Origin of the sequence: Halomonas qaidamensis (genome assembly GCF_025917315.1) — a bacterium.
Classification (GTDB): Bacteria; Pseudomonadota; Gammaproteobacteria; order Pseudomonadales; family Halomonadaceae; genus Vreelandella; species Vreelandella qaidamensis.
In genome coordinates this window covers 391957-415236 of sequence record NZ_CP080627.1, presented here as the reverse complement: position 1 = coordinate 415236, position 23280 = coordinate 391957, and the positions used below count along the sequence as shown (strand labels likewise).

Annotated in this window: 21 protein-coding genes and 2 CRISPR repeat arrays (1 of these 23 only partly in view); of the genes, 6 read left to right on the top strand and 15 right to left on the bottom strand. The window is 52.5% G+C overall.

Translation table 11 applies throughout. From position 1 onward, the window contains the following. A CRISPR array of direct repeats spans positions 1 to 610; the repeat unit is 36 nt; unit sequence GTCCGAACACTTCCCTGACTTCCAAGGGATTAAGAC (it extends 109 nt beyond the left edge of the window). Between the two features lie 202 nt (positions 611 to 812). The 5 genes from K1Y77_RS02000 to K1Y77_RS01980 all read right to left on the bottom strand — a co-directional run bounded on the left by K1Y77_RS02000 (position 813) and on the right by K1Y77_RS01980 (position 3853). Further along, positions 813 to 1706, bottom strand: a complete 894-nt coding sequence (locus K1Y77_RS02000) for a hypothetical protein (protein ID WP_264430078.1) — start codon at positions 1704 to 1706, stop codon at positions 813 to 815. A gap of 197 nt (positions 1707 to 1903) precedes the next feature. Continuing rightward, on the bottom strand, positions 1904 to 2617 hold the full coding sequence (locus K1Y77_RS01995) for a macro domain-containing protein (protein ID WP_264430075.1): 714 nt from the start codon (positions 2615 to 2617) through the stop codon (positions 1904 to 1906). 12 nt (positions 2618 to 2629) lie between these two features. Then, positions 2630 to 3253 carry a DUF4433 domain-containing protein gene (locus K1Y77_RS01990; protein WP_264430073.1) on the bottom strand — a complete coding sequence of 208 codons (624 nt, stop codon included), beginning with the start codon at positions 3251 to 3253 and terminating at the stop codon, positions 2630 to 2632. 89 nt (positions 3254 to 3342) lie between these two features. Further along, a complete protein-coding gene (gene cas6, locus K1Y77_RS01985) occupies positions 3343 to 3705 on the bottom strand; it encodes a CRISPR system precrRNA processing endoribonuclease RAMP protein Cas6 (protein ID WP_264430072.1) in 363 nt (120 codons plus the stop codon). Continuing rightward, a complete protein-coding gene (locus K1Y77_RS01980) occupies positions 3680 to 3853 on the bottom strand; it encodes a hypothetical protein (protein WP_264430071.1) in 174 nt (57 codons plus the stop codon). The genes cas6 (K1Y77_RS01985) and K1Y77_RS01980 overlap by 26 nt, the downstream gene beginning before the upstream one ends. 165 nt (positions 3854 to 4018) lie before the next feature. Here K1Y77_RS01980 and K1Y77_RS01975 point away from each other — a divergent pair, with 165 nt between their 5' ends. The 6 genes from K1Y77_RS01975 to K1Y77_RS01950 all read left to right on the top strand — a co-directional run bounded on the left by K1Y77_RS01975 (position 4019) and on the right by K1Y77_RS01950 (position 10336). After that, positions 4019 to 4990: a hypothetical protein gene (locus K1Y77_RS01975; protein ID WP_264430070.1), complete on the top strand. Its 972-nt coding sequence runs from the start codon at positions 4019 to 4021 to the stop codon at positions 4988 to 4990. A gap of 773 nt (positions 4991 to 5763) precedes the next feature. Then, positions 5764 to 6054, top strand: a complete 291-nt coding sequence (gene csx16, locus K1Y77_RS01970; protein WP_264430068.1) for a CRISPR-associated protein Csx16 — start codon at positions 5764 to 5766, stop codon at positions 6052 to 6054. 89 nt (positions 6055 to 6143) lie between these two features. Next, the gene (locus K1Y77_RS01965; protein WP_264430066.1) at positions 6144 to 7400 is read left to right on the top strand and encodes a Card1-like endonuclease domain-containing protein; all 1257 of its coding nucleotides are present in this window, start codon (positions 6144 to 6146) and stop codon (positions 7398 to 7400) included. Between the two features lie 60 nt (positions 7401 to 7460). Further along, positions 7461 to 8612, top strand: a complete 1152-nt coding sequence (locus K1Y77_RS01960; protein ID WP_264430064.1) for a hypothetical protein — start codon at positions 7461 to 7463, stop codon at positions 8610 to 8612. A 36-nt stretch (positions 8613 to 8648) separates the two neighbouring features. Then, positions 8649 to 9374 (top strand): SDR family NAD(P)-dependent oxidoreductase, encoded by a 726-nt coding sequence (locus tag K1Y77_RS01955; RefSeq protein ID WP_264430063.1) that lies wholly within the window; start codon positions 8649 to 8651, stop codon positions 9372 to 9374. Beyond that, on the top strand, positions 9374 to 10336 hold the full coding sequence (locus tag K1Y77_RS01950) for a Gfo/Idh/MocA family protein (RefSeq protein ID WP_264430062.1): 963 nt from the start codon (positions 9374 to 9376) through the stop codon (positions 10334 to 10336). The genes K1Y77_RS01955 and K1Y77_RS01950 overlap by 1 nt, the downstream gene beginning before the upstream one ends. Before the next feature lie 232 nt (positions 10337 to 10568). Further along, positions 10569 to 10879: direct repeats of the CRISPR family, unit length 36 nt; unit sequence GTCCGAACGCTTCCCTGACTTCCAAGGGATTAAGAC. A 193-nt stretch (positions 10880 to 11072) separates the two neighbouring features. On the opposite strand, the gene cas6 (K1Y77_RS01945) is transcribed toward K1Y77_RS01950, so the two are convergent. The 10 genes from cas6 (K1Y77_RS01945) to K1Y77_RS01900 form a co-directional block, all read right to left on the bottom strand. Continuing rightward, a complete protein-coding gene (cas6, locus tag K1Y77_RS01945; protein WP_264430061.1) occupies positions 11073 to 12044 on the bottom strand; it encodes a CRISPR system precrRNA processing endoribonuclease RAMP protein Cas6 in 972 nt (323 codons plus the stop codon). A 5-nt stretch (positions 12045 to 12049) separates the two neighbouring features. Beyond that, complete coding sequence (cmr6, locus tag K1Y77_RS01940; RefSeq protein WP_264430060.1) at positions 12050 to 13213, bottom strand: type III-B CRISPR module RAMP protein Cmr6; 1164 nt, start codon at positions 13211 to 13213, stop codon at positions 12050 to 12052. Beyond that, positions 13213 to 13728, bottom strand: a complete 516-nt coding sequence (cmr5, locus tag K1Y77_RS01935; RefSeq protein ID WP_264430059.1) for a type III-B CRISPR module-associated protein Cmr5 — start codon at positions 13726 to 13728, stop codon at positions 13213 to 13215. The genes cmr6 and cmr5 overlap by 1 nt, the downstream gene beginning before the upstream one ends. A gap of 98 nt (positions 13729 to 13826) precedes the next feature. Beyond that, positions 13827 to 14750 carry a type III-B CRISPR module RAMP protein Cmr4 gene (gene cmr4, locus K1Y77_RS01930; protein ID WP_264430056.1) on the bottom strand — a complete coding sequence of 308 codons (924 nt, stop codon included), beginning with the start codon at positions 14748 to 14750 and terminating at the stop codon, positions 13827 to 13829. Positions 14751 to 14819: 69 nt separating this feature from the next. Further along, positions 14820 to 15986 (bottom strand): type III-B CRISPR module-associated protein Cmr3, encoded by a 1167-nt coding sequence (locus tag K1Y77_RS01925; protein WP_264430055.1) that lies wholly within the window; start codon positions 15984 to 15986, stop codon positions 14820 to 14822. Next, on the bottom strand, positions 15983 to 18025 hold the full coding sequence (gene cas10 / locus K1Y77_RS01920; RefSeq protein WP_264430053.1) for a type III-B CRISPR-associated protein Cas10/Cmr2: 2043 nt from the start codon (positions 18023 to 18025) through the stop codon (positions 15983 to 15985). Before cas10 ends, K1Y77_RS01925 begins: the two co-directional genes overlap by 4 nt. Then, a complete protein-coding gene (gene cmr1, locus K1Y77_RS01915) occupies positions 18022 to 19089 on the bottom strand; it encodes a type III-B CRISPR module RAMP protein Cmr1 (RefSeq protein ID WP_264430051.1) in 1068 nt (355 codons plus the stop codon). The genes cas10 and cmr1 overlap by 4 nt, the downstream gene beginning before the upstream one ends. A gap of 347 nt (positions 19090 to 19436) precedes the next feature. After that, complete coding sequence (locus K1Y77_RS01910; protein ID WP_264430049.1) at positions 19437 to 21224, bottom strand: dynamin family protein; 1788 nt, start codon at positions 21222 to 21224, stop codon at positions 19437 to 19439. Between the two features lie 43 nt (positions 21225 to 21267). Next, entirely contained in the window at positions 21268 to 21813 is a 546-nt protein-coding gene (locus K1Y77_RS01905; protein WP_264430047.1) for a hypothetical protein, read from the bottom strand. Between the two features lie 72 nt (positions 21814 to 21885). Continuing rightward, on the bottom strand, positions 21886 to 22752 hold the full coding sequence (locus K1Y77_RS01900; protein WP_264430046.1) for a GTPase: 867 nt from the start codon (positions 22750 to 22752) through the stop codon (positions 21886 to 21888). Positions 22753 to 23280: the final 528 nt, after the last annotated feature.

The following is a 23280-nucleotide window of genomic DNA, read 5'->3' as shown; positions in this document are numbered from 1 at the left end:
CGCTGCGCCTTGTCATGCACCGCCTTCGCGTCCGAACACTTCCCTGACTTCCAAGGGATTAAGACGCAATGCCCGCGATAGTGTAACCCGCTATTTGTCCGAACACTTCCCTGACTTCCAAGGGATTAAGACTCCTCGGAAACTCTCTCCGAGAATGCGAAGACAGTCCGAACACTTCCCTGACTTCCAAGGGATTAAGACTTTAAAAAGTCGTTAGACTTACTAATCTGTTCAGTCCGAACACTTCCCTGACTTCCAAGGGATTAAGACGCCAATCTTCTAACGTGGCAGTACCGTAATATGTCCGAACACTTCCCTGACTTCCAAGGGATTAAGACACTATGCCGCATACCGTTGCGCTGCCGTGCTGAGTCCGAACACTTCCCTGACTTCCAAGGGATTAAGACATCCAACGCTGTTGGCGTTGTTGTTGGGATCGGTCCGAACACTTCCCTGACTTCCAAGGGATTAAGACCCTATTGCAGCGCCTATTGTGAGAGCGTTTAAGTCCGAACACTTCCCTGACTTCCAAGGGATTAAGACGGATGCTTGATTGCTGACGACTTCGATCACAGTCCGAACACTTCCCTGACCTCCAAGGGATTAAGACGCACCAGTAGCCAGGTAAGCGCCAGTTACGGGCCGAACACTTCCCTATCTTACAAAGACTTATTGGAAGACGTGTTTGCTGTAGACAGGATGACTAGCCGGTTCGAGAGTGGCGATATTGATCGTGCTAACAGGATGTCCAAGGGTAGTTATGGAAAAAATAAAAAAGGTGGCCCCTGCGTGGGGCCACTTTTTTTATGTGTTTACTTTCGAGTAACGAAAAGCTCGGCGGTACCGCGCTCTAAAATAAGCGGGGGATTGGCTTCACCGCCTTTCATATAAATATAAAACCAGCTAGGCATATTGCTAGAAAATAGGGCTAATAGTGCTAACCTTTTGGCTTCTGCTTGCTCACTTCCAAGCATTTCTTTTGCGTTATCTGAAAGGCCCACAGTAACTAATAGCGACTCGATATGGTTGCCAGCTAAATATGGATAGCTATATTGACTTGTCGCATTTGCTGCCAACGGTGTAGCACGTAAACTTCTGGCTTTATGGGGTGTTAACAAACCAAATACGCACACATCTTTGCCGCGATGTTGTTCTGTTGGCATAGGGCAGCCTAATTCTTCATTCACTAAATAAATAGCTGATATGTTGCGCTGGCGAGAGAACCGAACATTTTTTTCACCTTCGTTGTAATGCATCGAAAACTCACTGTTGTCAGCAACGTTTTGTACTGCATCGTAGAAGTAGCCACGAATTACTTCTGTTGCATTTTCGGGGCTTGTTGCTTCGCTTGAGGGCACGAACGCAAACGCGCTGTCACGCTGCATCATCCCTGGCCCAGAGAACAGCGCCGACGCCAGCCCTAGCCCCAAGGAAGCGCCACCAGACAAGCCAATACCAGCAGAGCTTGAAAGTGATAAGGCGGTACCCGCACCGCTTGATAGGTCGCTCATCATCGAGCTGTAGTCGTCCTCCCCCAGCTTGGTATCCCGTGCTTCGCGCAGGCCACCCGCCATCGCTAGGTTGTAGGCGCGACTGTTGCTTTCGCTATAGCTTCGATCCCCTACTGGCACGCTGGGCGCGCCAGCACAGCCCGCTAAAAAGGTGAGCGCGCTAAATGAAGCGGCCAAGGTCAGCATTGCTCTCATTTCTTAATTCCCTTTATTAGTAAATATTGCGTATACCGCACCATGGTATCCCACATGCTCGAAAGCCAACATTTAATCAACCAGCGTGAGTGAAATTTAACCGCTGCCTGAGCGACTGAGCTGGTCTTGAGCGCTTCGTTGAAATGATGTGCCCGCGCCTAAATAGGCAGGTGCAGAAGGACAATGACATAAGCTGATTAGGGAGCGCTTGAGAAGCCTGACATAAACAGATCTGGCGCATCAGCAGTGGGCGACTGCACATAATGAAATGCCTTTTCCAAGGTGACTAAGCCAATCCCTTTCACCTGTAGCATTTGATTCAACTGACAAATACTCTCTTGCTCAAGAGCATTGCGCAGCTTATCTAATGCCGAGGCTTTTAAGCCGCTGGCACTGATAATTTTTTCGCTAGAGTCACTCAACAACCGTATTTTGAACGTTTCAAACAGGTCATCTTTTGCGGCTGGGTCGTAGCGATACACAGCAACATCTAGGTCGTCACACCCTACGCCGAGATACTCACGAATCAGCGCCAAACTTACCTCTGGGTCGATGCCCCCCCGGTCAGCCCCTAGCAGCGGCATAGCAATAGAATAAATTCCCTTCTGTGCGTAGCTAGCTGCCAGTTTCTCTAGCCCTTGGCGCAAGTAAGCCTCTTTAGAGGGGTAGCGCCAATGCTTTTTCGTGGGAAAATTGAGCACCCAGCGTCCAGGTGTCCTAACCAGCCATAGCTTTCCGATATCGAGCTGGCCTTTTTTACATATCTCGACATAGCGGCGATACATGTCTGGATAACGCAGCCGGAATTCCAGTGCGATTCCTGCTCCCATCACACCCACACAATTCACCGTATTCACCAACGTTTGCTGCTCGGTAGTGAAAATATTGCCCTCAATGACACGAAACCCCATGCCTTATTCTCCTCAAAAAAACAGCGTGGGTGAATGAACTGCGTCAATACCCTGCAACCGAAGCCAACCGCACGTTTCCGCAGTGGCCGTATGCACGCGGTGCACCAAGCTCGCCGGCACATGGTGGGGCACCAACACTTCGGCACAACGCTTGCGCTTGCCATCGGGCACATTGCTCCAGTAAACCGCATCGAGCGCTTGCCAATCGAGAAAGCGCAGATCCGAAAAGTGGTCGTAAAACTGCGTACTCCCAGAGGCTGCATTCCCATCGCTGAACACCACGCCACCCAACAAACAGACACGCGTATCTATTTCCAGCAAGCAGAGCGAGGCATTACGGTTACGTCGGCAAAACAGCATTGGGTTGCGAGCGCGAAAATACAACGGCACGTGATCGTGCAGGGTTAATCCGTTGCGGGTACCTTTCGCCACTCGGTGGTCTTGTACCGTTGCTTCAGAAATATCCACCAATGGCACCTGCCTTTGCAGTACGCGGTGGCGGCTCATCAAGCCGTTGCTCACAATAGCCGCTACATTTTCGCGGCTGGTGATATGCCATAACGAGGGAATACCATAGCGTTGCGCTAGCGCTTCTAATTCGGTGACAGCGTTAATGGCTTGTTGACCTACCGGCATACGCAATTCCTTAACAGCGGATATTGCGTCACACGGTAGCGTCAGCGTTTATCTAGCACTGACGACAAAAATTTTTGCTACTAAAAAGCTCAATCAAGCACCGAAAGATGATGTTGCCCCACACCAAAGCTAGTGTTTTTACCCACGTGCGTGTACTGACCCAGCCAAAGCCATGGCCACCACGCCTCTAGCCTGCCGTGAAGCGTTAGCTCCCCGGTTACCCCATCAAGCCGCATGGCTTTCTGCTGGCGATTTGAATGTCGCGCCCAACGTTGACGTGTTAACGAGTGAGAGTGAAGCAGGATACCTTCAGTAGTAGGCGGCACGGTCAGCTCAGGCCTATGCGCTACAAGACGTGGCAGGGCTGACCCTAACCTTCCTCCCACACTCGCTTGCCAAACGCTTTGCCATACGGAAGGCGCTTGTTCATGCGCAACCAAGAGCAGTGTCATTGGCGCGTTTTGCTCGCCAAGCCCCACGCAACATAGCGCCTGGGTAGCCCGTTAACCGAAAAGGCGTATCGGCACGCAACGTAAAGCGATAGCGACTAATAGGCACACGAGGTATTGCTGGCACCGCCTGTGGCAAATCCGTTGACATTTAAACAGGCACTCCCTGGCGAACGGATGCGGAAAAACTAACAACAACCGCAAAAATTTTGGTGGCAAGTGCCATCAAGATTACCTCTTTATGATTCCGCTTTCATTGGCTTAGCTCAACAACAGAGCAACAGCACACGCAATTTGCGAACAGGAAAGGCGTTATATGAAAGCTTCGTTTGCCTATATCAAGATTACTCACAGCACGCCAAACGAATTGGCAACACTGAAAATTGCTAATCAAGGCATTAGCTTTTTCATTCCGCCTGTAGCGTCCTACAGCCAGTTTGCATGCCTGTCCCGTGATGCGATGCAGTGGGAGCTCTCATTTTTCCAAATGTCATCTTCTAGCGTGCGTGTTCGCGTCTTATTTACGTCCTGCCCGCTACCTCAACATGAAGCAATACACTGCCAAGCATTAGCGCGAGTAGGCTGGTGGGAGCAACCTCTTGGCAGCGATATACACGCTACCGACAGGCGTGCTGTGTCGCATTTTCTGCGTGGCTCCAATGCGTTACCCGATAGCGCATTCACTCCCTTAGGCGAGCGCTGCCAAATGGCTTGCGACCGCAATGGGCTCGCGTTGGTCGGCACTACCTACCAACAATTCCAACGTATTGTTATCTGCCAAGCCCTTGCCGCAGCGTATCACTACGTAATGACAACCAACATGTTGACGCTTACCCAACATTTAAAGCATCAGCGCTTTGATGCATTGGCAACCCTGCATGAAAAAGTCTTAGCATTTAATGCCAGCGATTTTTTTGCTCAGCCCATCGATATTTCTCGTCAACAGCTTAATCAAGCCTGGTCACACCTCGCCGCACACTGGCAATTGAGTGAAACCAATCGTCAGCTAACGTCACAGCTGAACGATATCTCGAACCTGTTGCTTACCAAACGTGAGCGACAAAACCAAACGCTGCGGGAACTGCGCTACCAGCAAGCAGAAAATGAGCAGCAACGCCAGGAAGCTGAACGTATTGCCAAGCAAGAAGCACAGGCACGGCGTGCATTCCGCATCAATATAACGCTAAGCTTAATCGGCTTATTGTCGGTACTATCGGTCGTGCAAATTACACCCAGTGATATTAGCCAGTTTCTGGGTGCATGGGCGGATCTTTTATTCTCTATCTAGCGCCGCTAGCGCGAGTCCTGCTGCAGGGGGCTTGTCATGGAAAGGCGCACTGGAATATCCGCTGTCAGCGCTCAACCTACCTCGCCCAAACCGATAAAAAGTGTGTTCGCAAGCTCTGCCAATAAGGCATGAAGAACAGCCACTCAGAGAGCCAAACCTCGCTCCTCACGTTTCACTAAACCCTTGCACTTCGGTATTGTAGCCAGTGCATTACTAGGGCAATATTACTAAGCAAAGCAAGCAAAAACTACACATCATAAAATCATGAAAATAGCAAACTTTTTATGTCAAAAACAGTCGTAAAAATGCGCTTCCAAGCAACTGATATACAACGCTTATTTCAAAGCCTGCTGTCCGAACACTTCCCTGACTTCCAAGGGATTAAGACACCTACAGGTGTAGTCTGTAAACGTGTATCTGTACGTCCGAACACTTCCCTGACTTCCAAGGGATTAAGACTTACCAAGGAGGCCTTTCACCTTGCTTACTTCGGTCCGAACACTTCCCTGACTTCCAAGGGATTAAGACCCCCTTACAGTCTTGGCAAAGATCGGCTTTGAGTCCGAACACTTCCCTGACTTCCAAGGGATTAACGCCAAGTTCGTAAACCACTCTTTATGCATCACCTCATTATTGCCACCAGTGCAAAACGCATTTTATCTGCCGTTTCAGCCCTTCGCGCTGGCGGCCTTACAAATTTTTGGCACGCCTCTTGACCGTAATTTCACCTTATACTGATGGCCATCGTACCCATCTGATAGGAAAAGCCATCTATGGCCTGTCACTTCGTCAGCCGCCACCCCGGTGCCATAGAATGGCTGGCTAGGCAGCAGATCAAGGTAGATCATTATCATCACCATTTAGACATCACTGCAGTGGCGGCAGGCGACCGTGTCATCGGTACTTTGCCTGTCCAGCTTGTCGCTGACGTGTGCGAACGCCACGCCGAATACTGGCACCTGAGCATCGAGATGCCGCCAGCGCTACGTGGCCACGAGCTTGATGCTGACCAGTTGGAATGCTTGGGTGCCAAGCTGTGCCCGTTCGTGGTACACAAGCGTTAATATCGGTCTATGTAAATTTAATTACCTTGAGCTATTTGGCTCTTAAACTCTTTTTGTCGTTCTAACGCTAAGAATAGGAAAAAACCGCTATGTCCCGCTTACATGTCACGCTGGTGACAGGCCGTGCCGAAGCCAATCTGATCCCCATTTTGCAGCTCAAACCCGAAAAGGTGTGCCTGGTAGCTAGCCAACGCATGCTCGAACCGGGCAAACGGCTGGAAAAGCTGATGGAAGAGCTGCTGCCCGATACCTGTGTCGAGCTGCGCCAAGGCCTGCCCGACACCGACCCCAAAGCCATCGGAAACTTCGCCATCGAGCTGGCGGACGAGCTATTGGCCTGGCATGAGTCTGCCCCGGGACGAGCGATTACCTATGATATGACCGGCGGCAGTAAGCTGATGGGGCTGCTCTTTCAGGAAGCCATGCGCACAAGCGGCGCCGAACTTCTATATACCGATTCTGAGGCGGGAGCACTCTACCAATTAGGCACAGACCTTGATCCTAAAACATTCCATACGCTGCCTATCGAGTCGGTTCTAAATACCGGCCTTTACCTCAGGCTTAACGGTAAGCGTCTTTGCCAGTCACTTTCTGATGATCAGGAGTGGCGCGACAGGGTTCAACAGCGCAAGGCGCTGACCAAGCACTTAGGGCGAAACGCAGAAGCGTTAGCTTCGCTGTTTGGCGCACTTAACTACCTGATTCACGTATCGGATAAACATAAGCAGCCGGTGGTTCTCAAAGGCGATCGCCGTACAAAAAACACGCTGAACCCAGAGGGTTGGGAGCAATCGCTAAGCAAGCCCCCTGCCAAACCTTGGCGTGAAGCTCTTGAGATGATGGCCGAAGCTGAGATGGTCGAGTGGTCGCCCAGCGCTCCTCGTATGCTGAGGTTCAACACGCTGGAGAGCGCTGAGTACCTGAGCGGTGGCTGGCTTGAAGAGTATGCCTGGCACTGTGCAAGAGATGCTGGCCTGGCCGACGTTTATTGCGGCGCGGAAGTAACCGACCTGTCGGCTCGCAAAGACGACATTCGCAACGAATTCGATCTAGTGGGGGTTCACCGTAACCGCATGCTGCTTATAGAGTGCAAGACCGGACGTATGGACGAACAAGGGCAAGACCAACAGGTGTTACACAAATTGCATAGTCTCTCTGAGCAGTCATCAGGGTTATTCGGCACTAAAGTGCTGCTATCGGCCCAGTCGTTTGGCAATGCCGAAAATCACAAACGTAACGTTAAACGCGCTGCCAGCATGCAGGTTCAGGTGATGGATGGCGCTGCTTTAAAAGCGTTGCCGGAAAAAATCAGCACATGGATCAAGGAAGGTAACTGGCCGCGATGAAGTCGCGCCAAGCTAGTTTCGTGCTAAGTTAGCTTCACTTTATTGATTAAGGACACTGCCATGAGGGCAAGTGATTGGCGTTTGCTGGCGCTGCACGACTACCACCTACAAGCTCTGGTACATGGTCACGATCATGAAGCTGTGCGCTGGGTCAACGACGAAAACGGCCCGCCGGCACTGCGCGACTGGCTGGCGTGGCAATTACTGCTACCCCTGACTCATGCCCAGCGTGAAACACTGCCTATTGCACACCACAAAGCGTGGCTTGGGTGGCGCCACTACTATAGCGGCCACTTTCCCGCGGCTGCCGAGTGTTTGCATGATGCATGTTTAAACCTAGATGACTCGCCTGAAAGCCAGCACCTTTTATGCACCGCGGCCTTAGGCTTGGGAAAGGTATATACCCGCACAGGCCACTGGCAAGCAGCCCGCGCGTGGTTACTGCTTGCTTTAAACACGGCGCGTAAAGCAGACCGGCCATTTGATATATTGCGGGGCTACGGTGCGCTTGGGGAGCTGTTATTACGCAACGGACACACGAAAGAAGCCCATGCGTGCATCAGCGCTTCCTACCACTTATTGCCTCCTGGAAAAGGGCAACAGGCCAAGCAGCTCAACTACCTGGCTACCGCGTTAATGCGCAGTAAAGAACATCTGCGTGCAGAATCGCTGTTGATGAGTGCACGGTTTATGGCACGCGATAGCCACGACCACGCCAGCAGACTCCACGCTCTGGCACGTTTACAGTTTTTACGCTGGGATAAACAGGGTGCCGACAACGGGCATATTCTTGATGAACTTTCAGAAACGCTCCCCGACTCTCCTACTCCGGTAGCGGCTGGCTTTATTTATCTTGGGCAAGCGTTACGCGGGTGGCAAGCAGGCATCTCATCATCTCGCGCGACCGTGCGCTTTGCGCTGCAGCAAGCTAGCGAATATTTTGGCCCATCGCTCCCCATGGAGCATGCTTGGGCGAACCAATTACTCCATCAGTTAGATGATCGACCCCTAACGCCTTCTGCAGCGGTGAGCGACTGCCTCGCGCTAATACCTTATTTACCCCCTCCAAGCACGGCCGTACTAGACCGCACTTGGCAGCAGTTACCCATCAGCAATGACAATGGTTTTGCTTGGCTTGGGCATGCTCAGGGTTATCACGCCTCTTGTGGTATTGAGGATAGGCAGCGACAGCGCCAATGCTTTTTTATCTGATTTTTCCGGTTAACGTATCGACTAGGAACACACGCAATGGAAGCACTTACTACCAGTATCGTCACCGGCGCTGCAGGCGGCATGGGGCGTGCTGTTTGCCAAACGCTTGCCGTCAGTGGGTGGCAGGTGTTGGCTATAGATCATAACGAAACACGGCTAGCAACCTTAGCGGCCAGCCACGCGGCTATTACGGCGTTGCCAATAGCACTGGATTCCCCCGCGCTAGAGGAACGCATTCAGCAAGCGCTTGAAGAAATGCCAACGGTGGCCGGGTTGGTCAACCTAGTGGGTGTCTCGCGTGGCAAGCCTATTGATGTGCTTGAGGATAGTGATTGGCACGCCTCTTTTGCTATTAACGTGACACCGGCGATGCAGCTCACCCGGTTAGTCGCCCCACTTATGCGCGCAGCAGGCAAAGGCAGCATTGTAAATGTTGGGTCCCCGGTTGGGTTAGTGGGCGCCAATAAACCAAGTTACGCTGCCAGCAAAGCTGCTTTGCACGGCTTAACCATGAGCACCGCACGTAACCTCGGCCCTGATAACATTCGCGTTAATCTGTTGCTGCCTGGCCCAACCATTACAGAGATGACCAAGGATTGGCCCCAAGAGCGGCGTGACGCGATTGCGGCAGGCACCTTTCTAAACCGGCTCTGCCAACCTGAAGAGATTGCCAACATGATCCACTTTTTGCTGGGACCTTGCTCAAGCTATCTAACGGGCAGCACCATTGATATGACTGCTGGCAGTTTGTGGGGACACTGATGCAGACAAACACACCGCTACGCCTTGGGATCATTGGGCTGGGTAACCAGGGGCAGGAGCACTTAAGTGCGGCCAGCAAGAGCGATGCCGTTCAGTTTGTGGTGGGCATAGACCCCAGCACTGAAAGTCGCCGTAAAGCACAACGCTTGCAGCCAGCACTGGCTATTGCGGAAGATGCGCTCGCCTTAGCCGAGTATGCACTCGACGGGCTGGTCATTGCGCTGCCCCACCACTGCTATACGGATATCTGGGGCGATGTACTTACCCTTGGTTTGCCTATCCTTAAAGAAAAGCCCTTAGGCCGAAGCCTAGATGAGTCGCTTCAGCTATTAACCCAGGCACAGCAGTCAGGCTGTTACGTGCAAACCGCTATTCAACGGCGCCATCATCCAAGTTATCAAGCGCTTAAACAGCAAATCAGTGCAAGCGGTGAACGCCCGCTAGAAGCGCATGCACATTTACACTTAGGGTTTGACACCTCTGTTGAAAACACCACCTGGCGGGGCGACCGAGCGACGGCAGGTGGTGGCGCTTTACTCGACTCCGGCTACCATTTGATTGACCTTCTGCACTACCTGATTGGCCCTTTCGACCTAGTTGCTGCTTCTTTATGGCAAGGAGACACGCCGGTAAACGAACAGCAAATCGACGACCAAGCTATGTTAGTAGGGCGCGGCGAGCGTTGCTGGGTAATGCTGGAGTCCTGCGTTGGAAAGCAGAAATCCGAAGAAGTGGTCATCAAAACCGCGACGAATATCTGGTCAGCGAACCGCGAAGGCGTATGGTGCAATGGCCACTTGATTAGCGAGCATACCCGCGGTTGGGAGCGGGCCATGTGCAGCCAGTTGGATACGTTTGCCCACAACCTTCGTTATGGCACCTGGAATAGCGACATGATTTGGGATCAGATTCCCGCTATGCGCCTAATTGACAGCGCTTATCGGTTGGCGTCGCGCTACTAACCCCCTTGCTTTCTTACCCAGAGGCTTAAGCCACTTATATGAGATATAACGTCACGGGCTGTTTTGATGCCTCACACACATTGCAACGTATACGAAATTGAGGCATTCTATTTTCAATGCTAAAAATTTATGGATCACAAATAAAAAATAAAAGCAAACTTTTTATGTCAAAAACAGTCATGAAATTTTACTTCCACGTTATTGATATAAAACGTATATTTTATGGCCTACTGTCCGAACGCTTCCCTGACTTCCAAGGGATTAAGACCGTCGGAAGGTAGCAGGTGCGTGACATCTTTGCGTCCGAACGCTTCCCTGACTTCCAAGGGATTAAGACGGCATCTGGCCCCCGCAAATTTCGGCGGTTTCCGTCCGAACGCTTCCCTGACTTCCAAGGGATTAAGACGGCCATCACTCGCGCAACAGCTGCAGGGTTGGGTCCGAACGCTTCCCTGACTTCCAAGGGATTAAGACAAACCATCGTTGTTGGCGTTACTGGCGAGTGTGGTCCGAACGCTTCCCTGACTTCCAAGGGATTAAGACTAAGGGCCGACTTTGGACAAAAGCTGGTTGGCTGCAACGCGAACAGGCGTTGCCACCTTTCATCGGCCCAATCGTTTGGCAATGCCGAGAACCACAGGCGTAGCGTCAAACGCTCAGCCAGCCAGCATGCATGTTCAAGTAATGGATGGGGCCGCCTTAAAAGCGTTGCCGGAAAAGTATGTAGGGAGCGGATTTAACTGTCGGTGGTAAGTAGTTGATATTGACCTAATCCATGGCTAACATTTTTGCCGATATGTGTGTACTGCCCAAGCCATAGCCAAGGCCACCAGTCCGCCAGACCAGAGCCGGCAAGTTCCATATTACCCAGCAGGCCGTCCAGACGAATATTACATCCCTGCCGGCTCGACTGCCTTTCCCATCGATACAGGCGCATATCAGTCTTTAAGGATAGCGATCTTGTATCAAACACGCCCCGCATCGGCATCGACTGTGGCGCAATTAGATGCTGAAGTCGTCGCTTCAGTGCACCGGCCACGATATCAACGCTCAGTTGGTTTGCCAGGCAGAGTCGTCCACGATGTTGCAGCCTGACTGGGCTTACAAACATTAGCGTCAGTGATTTCAATGTCTGGGGAGGATCAGGCGCTTCCAGAGAAGGGGCCGCCGAAGACCATTGGCCAGCACAAGGCTGGAAGAGGTTGACCCATTGCCCGTCCTGGGCCTGCTGCACTAGCGACAGACGTGCTCTGCCTTTACGCGTTCCTAGACCTTTCCATAGGGCGCGTTGCCAGGCGCGCAATATTAGTTCGAGATCAGCGGGTGTGAGATCGAATAGCACCATTTCAAACTCAAACGTTTCACCTCGCTGATACGTTCGCGGCGGGGCCACCGGCGAGCGGATGATGTAGGGCGGTGGCGGTGTTGGCTGGCGCGGGTCTCCTCTCCCTAGCAACTTAGGCTCGAATAGCGCCGGATAGCGACAGTTTCCGAGCAACGGACAACCCAGGCAATCGGGCTGGCCGGTCATACACGAAAGCTCGCGAAGCGCGTGCCCCAGGGCTCCGCGTAGCGTTGCTCCAGCAAAACCTGGCAGATGGATCGACTCATCGGCCACCGACCAAAAACGATAGTGCCCAAAGGAAAGCTTTGGTACCAATGGCACCGCTGACTTCGTCAGAGCACTCTCCGCCTTACTTTCTGACATCGGCTTCACTCTCCCACCAGCTCTCGCTTGAGTTGGTTGAACTCCTTACGTTTAGCCTTACTACCGTGTTGTTTGAAAAAATCGTGAGTAAGCTCAAGCAAGGCAGTGAAGTCCTCTGTCGACCACTCAGTGGCGGCACTTCGTATCTGGTCGAATAGCGCGTTATGGAAGACGCCTCCGCTGCTTGGATTTTGCATTTCCGACTTTTGCATATCGGCTTCCAGGCTCATAAGTATTTGCTGAGCAGGCGACATAGCCTTCAATCTGGCCTCCTTTTGCTGTGCAGCTCTGGATTCCTCAACCTCCTGCGTCCAGCCTTTAATCATCTTGGCCGCATCGTAGCTGCAACTATTAAAGCTTCCATAGCCTGCGGCGGTCTTGGCGCCGGCGCCGGCGTGCAGCAGCGCACTTTCTAATACCTGGTGGATAAACGCCAGAAGCTCGTCGGTATCCTCACGCTTTACACGAGGGGCCACAGAAAACGCTAGTGACACACGCTTGACGGCCAAAAAAGGCACCGGCACCGGATCATGCCAGTCGGCGGGCAGAGACGCTTTGGTTCCTGGGAACTCGGCACCCTGCTCGTACCACTGCCCCATGTGCGGTGTCATGGTATCGATTACCAGCTCCACAGGTGCGATGGGCAGGGCATCGAAAAACATGATTTCACCAGCCTCAAAGCTGTTGTCGCTGCCGGCCGGTTCTTTGTTGGCGCTCCCGAAAATGCGCTTGAGCGCGGCCTCAGGCTCGGGCAGGTGCAACTCGATCCAGGCGCGCACCAGCCCCTTTACACTGCTACCCGGCAGGTAAGGAACCCCCAGCGTTGGGTGAAACAGCAGGGCGTTTTCTACTGGGTGGGCATTGCCTAGGCCCGTCACAAAGTGCCAGTCGGAGGAGAACACCCACTGCCGACCATGGCAGTGCTCCAGCATGTTTTTCTGACGTACCCATGCTTTGCGAAGCTCGTAAGGGATACCTACTCGCAACGCGCCGCGTTCGGGGTGACAGAGCGTCTTAAGAAAGTTGATCTTGGACTCACTGCTCTCCAGCGAAAAGTCGGCGCTGTACTGGTTGTAAAAGCGCTCGAACCAAAGCCCCGGATGCCCTTGCGCTTCCGCCAGAAAACGCTTAGGTATGCGAGACTCTTGGTATAGTGGAATCCCATCCATCAATCGTCCTCCACATCATCGTTGCTGAGGATCAGCGCCTCAGCGAATTTCTTGGCCCAAGCCAGCAATGCCTGCGCCTCGGCCTCCGCTCGACGATAGTGATACTGGTCGCGCGACGTTAGCTCATGAAGTAGATGAGGACGAGACTGGGGATACAAAGCATACTCAAAACCTTCAGCACCGGCATATACCTGACCTTCAGCGCACAACCAGTCTTCTAGCAGCTTATACACCACGCCATAGGCTTCGTAGTTAGTGCGCTTGGCATAGTAAAAAGCCAGCGCTTGGCCAAAACCGTTCATTTGGATCATCGCCGGCAAGCGACGTAGAAAACTCTTCAACTGAGAATGACGGTATTTTCCATCTTCCGACTTTGCCAGTGCGTCTTCGATTCGCTGCAGGGCAAACTTGGCTCGACGTTGTTCAATCAGGCGGATATCACCGCTGCCCGCTGCCGAAGGTACCCTTGCGCTGCTAATCGGCGTTTCTTTGACCACAGCCGTTTCTTTGACCACAGCCGTTTCTTTGACCACAGCCGTCCCTGCCAGCTTTTTGTTAACCCCCTGAACTTGGAATTTTGGCGCAGGCGTATTTCCCTTCCTGTTTTTTTTACTCACTGCTCACCCCCAGGTAGTTCGGCCGCCACGCGTGCAACACGGCACCAGCCCATGCCAGTGGTCTCATTGCCACCAACTTGCAGATATGGCCCGCTTGCAAATAACGCTTCGCAGGCCTGCTCAAGCAATTTGGCACTGTTCATATCATGATACCGCTTGCTACGCGGCGGTTGAGCAGCCACCACGCAATATAAAAGCGTATCGGGCGGCAGGCTTTCCTCATGCCACAATCCGCCACCTTCGACGGTTTTGGTTTGGCTGTTGATACGCACATGGGGTAGGACTGGAATCGCACTGCGACAGAAGTGGCTGAAGCTGTCGTCATCCACCACTGTCAGCTGGCTAGCTAGCGTCTCGCGGACATCTTTTTCCTCTAACCCCGGCACCGGAGCAACCAGCGCGAGTAATAGCTCAACCCACTCATCCGCAGTTGACCACGGCTGTGGCGTAAAACAAAATTCCTCTAGAAAAATATCGCCTTTTCCCTGCGGGTTCTTTACCTGCACCGAGCCTTGCTCTACCTCAGGAATGGCTGGTATTGGGCCAGTCAAACCAGCGCGGGCGCGATCAGCCACAAAGCGACGCAGCAGCGCGGGACACGTCACCATGCGAAAGTGTCCCGTCAGCGATCTTACCGGCAATAACAGCAAACGTGCATCGCCAACCAGCAGAGCTCCAGCATGATCTGATGCATTGAGCGTATCTGGTCCAAATGCCGTTACCTTGAGGTCATCGTCTACACCCAGCTGGTCGGCACGAGCTCTTAACGCGCCCTTCATCGCCGAACCGAAAACGCATGGCCAACCACTATGTATTTCACGCTGAATAGGGAGATCGATCAGCCCGTCCTTACTGCCGCCTCCCGCGTGTAGCGGAGTTTCGGTGAAAAGCCCGAAGATTAGATGTGTCGTGGCCGTCATGGCGGTCATCCTTAAGTAACTTATGAAAGAGAAAAGATTCGAGATATTGAGCGCACTGCAGCGAGCACCTCAGCGCCAGCGCCCTACGCGAAGACGACCCATGCCCCAGGCTTGATCTTCTCCAACCTGCTGACCATCCAGTGCTTCTAGCGCGCCTTGCAAGCCAGCACTTGAGTCGGCCAGCTCGCAGTAGAACAAGCTGCCTGGGGCGACCCGACTAGTCACCGCCTTGGGCTTGCGTTGGCGTTGATCCCAACCGCCGACCCGCTGACTGCGATCCATCGCCACACTAATCAACTTGAGCTCAACGTCGGCAATGCTGCCCTGCCAGTGAGTTGTTAGACCGGCCTCATTCTGCACGGCGGTAAAGCCCGGCAAGCACCACTGGGCCTGGCCATCTGTGAGAAAAACCCCAGGCGTTTCCAGCATCAAAATAAGCCCGCGATCTCCGCTCTCGGTGTGAGGCACATCTGCTACTTGGCTTGCATGGAGTGGCTCGATTGAAACGTGAGCTTCACGGCCCTCTCCACCCAGCCTCAACCCAGTCACGCTTGGAAGGCGCTCGGCTACCTCTTCTGGTACGCCGTCCAGCTCTAGTCCGATGCGCAACTCACTGTCAGAATGGAAGCGCAGATGAAGCGTCTGATAAAGCAACCCCTCCTGCACCGTCGCCGTTCTATTATCTCGACCAATTCCCAGCCGCGGCTCGTTACTGATGTGATCCTTGCGCCACACCAACTGGTCCTGCCTTGGACATTCACCCGCCTGCCAGCGGGCCATGCCCGCTGAGGTTAACCAGACGCCCGCCAGCGGCTTGCTGCCTAACGGCGCATCATTCAGTTCTGGTAAAGCGACGAACCCTAGGTCGCTGCGCACCGGCTCACCAATACGCAACCGGGAAAACTGCTGCTGTGCGTCGTCGCCCATTCCAGCCAGCAGGTCTGCAGGCACGGCATAAAGCGGCTTATCCGCTAGATAAAGGTGCGGGCCGTTCACGCTCATCGCGCCCAGTTGGCCGCCATCACCGAGCCAATTGAAATATTCCTGCTCAGTGGCAAAACGATGCCAGTCGATACCGGCAAGGTCGCCAAGCGCAGTGCGAACTGCGCCCATCAAGGTGGAAACCGGCGGTGGAAACTGAGAATCGAGCTGTCCTACGCCAACCGCCTCGTGGGCACGGGCTTCACGAAAGAACCAAGTATCCACAGCCTGAAACAACCAGCGTTGACGACTCATACCAACTCCCCCTTATCACTTGCAGCCTTGCTGCTTACTACTTGCGCCTCACACTGAGTTTCCATGGTCAAGAATCGAATCAGCCGCAGCGCATCCGCGCAGTAGTCGCCAGTCGCTTGAATGTCCGCTGGTTGCCCCTCCTTTACCTTGCGCTTGCGCTGTTCCAACATCTCAAGCAACGGCTCAATCAGGCTGTCTACTTCTTTCCGGCTGACTTCCGACTTGGAATTATCAAGCGCGATTCCCGAGTGACGAAGCTCCGCCGTCAGCAAGGTTCGTAGCAAGTGATTGCTCAGTTGGCCGTCTGACCCAACCGTTGCACTGAACATCGCATTAGGCAGTCGTTCCAGCAGCGCCATGGCCTTGAAGATGAATTTGTTAGTGAAGTGCGACTGCTGCTCGCGCTGAACAAAGCGGCGATGCAGCTCGCTCAAACGGTTAACCGTGCCGCCTTCTTTTAACAAAAAGCCCCAAGGTTGACTCCATTCAAGATGCAAACCACCCGGCTTCCACACACGGATCGCCAGCGAATCACGGCCGGTCTTATCCTTGGCAACGTCATCGAGCAAGCGATGGGCATCGTCAAGCACGAAGGTCAGCGGCATACGCATATGGGCAAACTGAATGCCTGCCGACAGGCTGGTGGTGATCTGGCTATCCGCCGACAACGCCTTGTTCTGCTCAGCAAAGCAAGCGTTATAATGGCCTCGAATTTCGCTGGCCATCTCAATAGCTTGATCAACTGACGCCAGCGCCAGCACGTCATCGCCACCGGCATAGATCAAAAAGCCGCTGTGGCGCGCCACAATCTCAGGTACCCCGTCAGTAAAGTCTTTGAGGCCATGAGAAATCTGCGACTGCTTGTCCGTATCACTCATCTGGCTGCCCAGGCTATCGCCATCCATGACTACGACGGCATAGAAGCTTGACGCCTCGCCCATATCTGCCGCCTTGCGTAATGCCGCCAGCGAATTGAGCACCACGCCTGCATTATCTGGCTGATCGAAGCGCCGGCCTCCCTGTTCTAGCTGTGAGGCATGAAAAACAACACCGTCCAGACCAGAGTACACAGAACCAAAACCCAAGCGGTTTGCCGCCTCCGACACACTGGTGAGCGGCGTTTGGCTTTCGGGTGAGCCAACTAACAATTCGGCGCTGTCGAAGAACTCTATCAGCGCATCCTTTACCCTCACATCCTTAACGGCCTTCTCCAGTACTTGGGTATACCAAGGTGCCGCCGCCATATATGGCACCGAAGGCACATTGGGGTTGAGCTTCCAGCCGGCCAGAGTCAGGCCGCTGTCTAACGTGGTTTTCCAGTCATCAAAATGGCGCACGAAGCGCCGCTTGACAAAGGCCAGCGCCGACAGACACTCGCCGGGACGAAGATCCGTTTTGCCATGCTTCAGCTTTTCCCTCAGCGCATCCCAAAATGCATCCAAGCGCGTTTGGTCTGGCCGCTCCAAACCGGAAAGCTCCTGCCAGCCAGCCATCATCATGCACTTGACGCCCGGCTCTTCCGGCGCCATATGGCTGCGCCAGTTTTTGCGCCTGTCCAGCAGGTCACTGCGTTTCGGGTCATCGGTGAGGCACCAGTTGATCTCCCAGAACTGGCTGACCTGGCGAAACCAGATTTCACGGGTCACCGTCAGCTGCCGCTCATCCTCCAGGTGTGGGGATAAATCACACTCCCAGATGCGCAGGCAGAGCGCCAACCAAGCCTGCTGCATTGTCTGCACTACAGCATCAGGGTTGAAGTCATGGCCTACCTTGGCACCCAGTGCCTTGAAACGGTTGGGCACGCTGCCCTGCTGGGGCAGCTTCTGAGTTGGCTGCCCCTGAATCGCCTGCAAGAAATTCTCATCAGGTACCGGAAACTCGACCTTGCCACCCTGAGCCCGCACCGCCGCCATGGACACACTGGAAAGCCACGACAGCAGGAAAGAACCGGCCCAAAAATCTCGCGTGCGGCGCGCCTGGGACACAAACCCCTGCACCGGTCCTAGCGTCAGATGAAAGTATTGATCGCGCTGACTCATAGCAGGCTCCCCTTGCTGTGCTCAAAGAACATTTCCAGAGGCTTGAGGCTCTGCGCATCATTCAGTGGGTTATTGGGGTAGGCATGATGGAAGTTTGCGGGCAGATAAGTAACCACCGGCAGATACTGCTCGCCGACCGGATGCACATGCATGATGAACGGGCTAGCGCGGCGATTCTTGTTGTCGTGACCCGCCAGCGGTAAACCAAATACCGCCTTCTGTATTCCTTTCAACTCTTTGCGCACGTCCTTATACGGCCGCTCCAGATTGCCAATGGCCTGTCGGCCACTTAGGGCCGGAGCAAACATTAGACAGCGTGTCTGCTGTGACCAGGCCGTAAAGGGAGTATCTGACAACGCTGCCGGCCAAGGTCCATCTTCAAGCGCTGCCTTTAACCGTGCTGCGTATTCTTGGGAGCTGTTCACCGTCATCGTCTGCCCGTCCAGCACTTGCAACGCCACGCTACCAAAGCCACGCCGTGCTCGACTCCCCAGCCCACCAAGTAGGCCCCATAGGCTAACGGCTTGGCGCATCTGATCTATATCGACCTGACTTGCCAAATCAACCTGGTTAATACCAGACTTGAACGACAGCGTCAGCGTGAACTGCGCTCCCTCCTCCAAGGACTTACGCGCCTCCGACGACCTAGTGGCCCAAAGCCCGTAGCCCAGATAGCCGCCCTGGCTATTACCATCCATGGGCCAGCTATTCTGGGTCTTTATGTCTGTCGACTGCTCGACGCTAAGTCGGAACAATCCCTGCCCGCCTTCACTTGGCTCTTGGACCTTCTTGCCCTTAGCGGCAAGTCCAAACAGGCGAGCCTCAGCACGGTACAAGCGCCTAAGCGCATTTTCTACACTGCCGCGCTCAACCTCCAGCATCCGCCCCCAATTCAGCGCGCGCCACCAAAAGCGCAGCGCACCTTTGATAGAGGATGCACGCACGCTATTGGCCTGCTGGGTTCCATCACCAATAAACATCGGCGTAACAATTACTAGCTCCGCTCGCAGCGTGCGCTGCTGCTGGGCTAGCGCTTTCCCCCAGAGATTAACGGTATCGTTCATGCGAACTCCTAACATTCAAATCCAGCGGAGAGCCAGGCAAGAATCGCTTGCCGACATTCCTAACTCGACGATGTTTCTTATAGATAATTTATCTCGTAACAGCCTCTTTAGTGGCGACCCCGTTTATGCAAAATAATCCTTTCCACGATGAAACTGAGGTCATTGCCACCGCTACAGCTGTACCGAGTTAGGTGATTGCACTCGATATCTAGTAGCTGCAACATAAAAAATAGCTAGGCCAACGTTTTGATCAGCAATTTGAACAACAGGGTTGAGAACTGTTTCTATTTTATTGTGTTAAATTTGGTTAAGGATAACCTCACTATACATAGAAATACCAACCCTGCTTAGGCTACGCACCTTAGCTCTTTTTGATTAGGTGCATACTCCACCCTTTCTAGCTGGCGTTGTAGGTTGCCAAGCGCTTGACGACTTTCAAGTAGTGGCTTCTGAATGCTTGCCACTGCCGAGACCACTGGCGCGGTGTACACCTCTTGAATGTGAAGCTCAATGTCACACCTGAACTTCTCTATAAGGGCTGCCTCAAGGTCTCTACGGTTGTTGCCTGTATAGACATTCAGCGTGGTGCTGTCGACGCTGAATATAGCTCCCAACGCATTCCCACATTGCGCGCCAATAGAGGCTCCTATGCCCGCTCCTTTTGTACCACCGACCATGTAACCAATGCCGGTACCCAGCGCTTTACCCAGTATATTTAATTGATTGATATAGCTCTTACCTGGCAGCTCAATCGACTCATAGCGCTGCTTGAAACCTGGCAGGCCTGAGGCATCGGAAAAATCCATAGCTTTCGATGCTGAACGCTCAAATGTCTTGAGCTGTTCTTTCATTGACTGTATTAGCGCCCGATGTATGTCGGGCCTTAAGGAGCTAGCAACTCGCTCTATAAGCAAGGGATGCTCTTCCTCATAAGCGGAATCAGGCAACGCACTGGCAATTTCCATTACGCGCATTTCTAGTCGACGTAGCAAACGATCAGCGGTCTGTGTAACTTCTTGAGCCAAGCAATCTAAAGCATTTGCCAATGCCTGCTGGCTGTCATCAAGCCGTTGAGCTTCATGATGAAGGTCTTTACTGAATACTCGCAGCTGCTCCAGCGGAGCCTGCTGCTTGTAGCGCACGCTGTCTCCCTGGGCCAATTGAGTCATTGCTGACATAAAGTGCCCCATACCTGACGCTTCCCATGTCGCTTTATTATCGGCGTGTTCGGCATAGCTGACAGACAAGCTCATGATCTTGCACTGTGCAGCAACTTCTGGCATCCCGAGCTCAGCAGCGATTTCTTCAAGCTGCTGGCGTACGTACTGCTCTTGTTTTACCTGCTGAGCCCTTGGCTTTATTACAATTTCTTTAACTATTTCCCCATGGTCGTTTTCGTTCTCTTCCGTTTGATCGCTACGACTTAACACAATGTAAAGAGGCTTTTTTAACGTCATCAGGTAACGCAATTCTTCCCCATCACTTTGGCGGCCTGGGTTTCGAGCATTCATTACGTAAACCACCATATCGGAGGCTTCGGCATAATGACGCGCTAGTTCCCCATTTTCCGGCGTTGACGAATGCAACCCAGGCGAATCTACCCACGTTAAGCCTGGCAAAGTGAAAAATTGAATCGCACTGGTACATTCTGTGCTTTTAACGCCAAATCCGCTTTGAAGGCTACCTTCCTGCTTGCTTCCACGACTGGATGCCTGCCAACCGAAGCTCACACCGCTTTCCTGCAAAACATCCACGGAGCTGGGGCTGGCATGTCCAGTCGCCACGAAGTTGCCTAAAGAGCTTTTACCTGCGTTAACCTTTCCATAGACGTAAACCAAAAGCGAATCGCCCACTTTGTCACGAAAAGCATTAACAGTTTGGTATGCCATTACCCGCCGTTGCCACTCCTGGCATACACGCTCGCTCTCGTGCTGCCACTCCTTCAGATAGCGCATGACAGGATGCTGAGCTGCAAGATCGGCAGGAGCCCAGGACGAGTGTTTACCTTCAATTTCCTCTAGCGCTTGGAGCGCTTTTAAGATGGCATTTTCTTGGGCACTGTAGCGCTGTCGCGCCTGCTGGAACTGCGCATGTACATTGGCAAACGCGGAAAACATAGCGTGGCGTTGAGTCATGGTCTCTCCTGGGTGATGGCGTAAGCAAAAAGCTAAGGGCAATTTAAGCGTGAGATAAGGATTGGCTAACGTGATCTTTAAGAGCACTTAACGAGCGATATTTTTTATCAATCTCGCGGAGCTCGCTTATGCTTATTAATAGTGAGTTATCACCCTTTTGATCTATCAGATTGCCCATGGAAACAAGCAGGCTCGCTAACGCATTTTCTTGCTCTGTTGGAAGTGCCATCAGGGCAAACAGTACGCCGCTCGCCTCGTCTTCTATGGCTTGCGAGAGCACGGTGTTATCACTATGAAGCGCTGCCCATACTGCAAGCTCGTTCATGGTTGGTTCCCGCTTAAGGCTAACCCCCAATCCCTCAAATTCTTGAAAAACATGCTGTTGAATGGCACGAAGCTGCTGGTGGAATAATGCCTGTTGCTCTGCATGTTCGCGCGCTGCATGCGCCTCACGAACAGCCTCATGAGCACGCAACGCTTCTTCCGTTGCACTCTCATGCTCTTCCCAGATCTTGTAACCTGCGTAACCCAAACCGGCGAGTGCTGAGATACCCGCTGTAACGCCCCAAATAATTAAAGGTGCTGGCATGTATTGCTCCTTGGGCTGTTGCTTCGTCGTGCTTTATCAACAGCTGGCTGAATAAAAACCGAATTTTCTAACTCACGACTTAGCTCGAGTGGCTAAGCTAGCTACACTGAGCTGATATGCTGCCAATGCGTCTAGAGGACCTTGAATAGCGCGCAAGATGGCCTGACGGTGTGCCTCTCGCTCTTGCTGCAAAGTGCTGCTTATTTTTTCTATGATGGCAAGGCACTGCTTAAGCTGATGACAACGCCGCGCTTCACGCGCTTCGTAAACACGGCTATTAGAGGCCTGCATTTTTTGGATCATGTCCATCAGCGTGGGTATACCACTGTGTGCCATTAGTTGGAGCTTGTTGTGACGCAGTGCTTTCATATAGGTCACGTTGTCGACACTGACTTGTGGCGGGCTCCCATTTGTAGCATTGCGGAGCTGCTCAGTAAGTTTTTTAGCCAAGTCTGGCTCTTCTTGCAGAGACACCTCTCCCGCGCAAGTCCACACTGCAATTAATCGATCGGCTAGCGGCCTTGGCTCCCCAGCACTCAATTTTTTTAGGGCGCCAAGTAGAACTGCGTCCAATTCACCAGTGGTCAGTGGATGCACTAGCAGTAATACGTCGCAATGTTTCAGCCCTTCAAAAGCGATGGCATCATCCTCGCTATTTGCATCAAACCCAGGCGTATCCATTAGCTCAATGCCTTCATGAAAGTACCGCTGTAGGCATTTAGTTGTCGGGATGACATCCGAGGCGAAGGTTGCATTATTAACATCGCTTATTAGCGCGTTAAGCGTGGTACTTTTTCCCACGTTACAGAGACCCATGGTACCCAGTCGGAAATGCTCAGGATGCCAAGCTAGTTGGTTTAGTGCCTGCTCTAAATCTTTAGCAGCCTCAGCATTTATATTACGTAACGTTTCAAACTCTTCATTGTATGAATTATTCATAGTGTGACCTTCTAATTTTAACGGAAGCAATAAAAAGCAAAGCTCTATTTGTATAAGAGCTACACGCTCTATCTATTACTGAAAAATTGACTCAGCTAAAAAGTAACTAAAAATCAAGAGCAGAGCACAACACCCTGCAAAGCAAGCAACACTATCTTTTTTTAATTACGCTGATTTAACTAGCTGTCTATCTATTTTTACGTTTTAGACATGTGTCATAAAAGTGATACTCCCACCAAGTTAAGAAGATTACTTATGCTCCTTGGATGTGGCCTATGATGCTCACTACGACGAAAAAAAACCCACAGCAAAAATTTTTGCTGTGGGTAGCTAATGGATGCACCCCTGAAGAGCGCTGTCTATTTTCTCGCTTACAGTAATATGAAAAGCATGAATATAATAACTTAAAGCTTCAAATCATGGGCACTGAAGCAATTGAGCTTCACAGCCCATAAGGCCTACTTATAAAAATCTCACACACCTTTTATTGCCCCCTTGGTAAGCGTGGCACCTAGCTATCGTGAGATA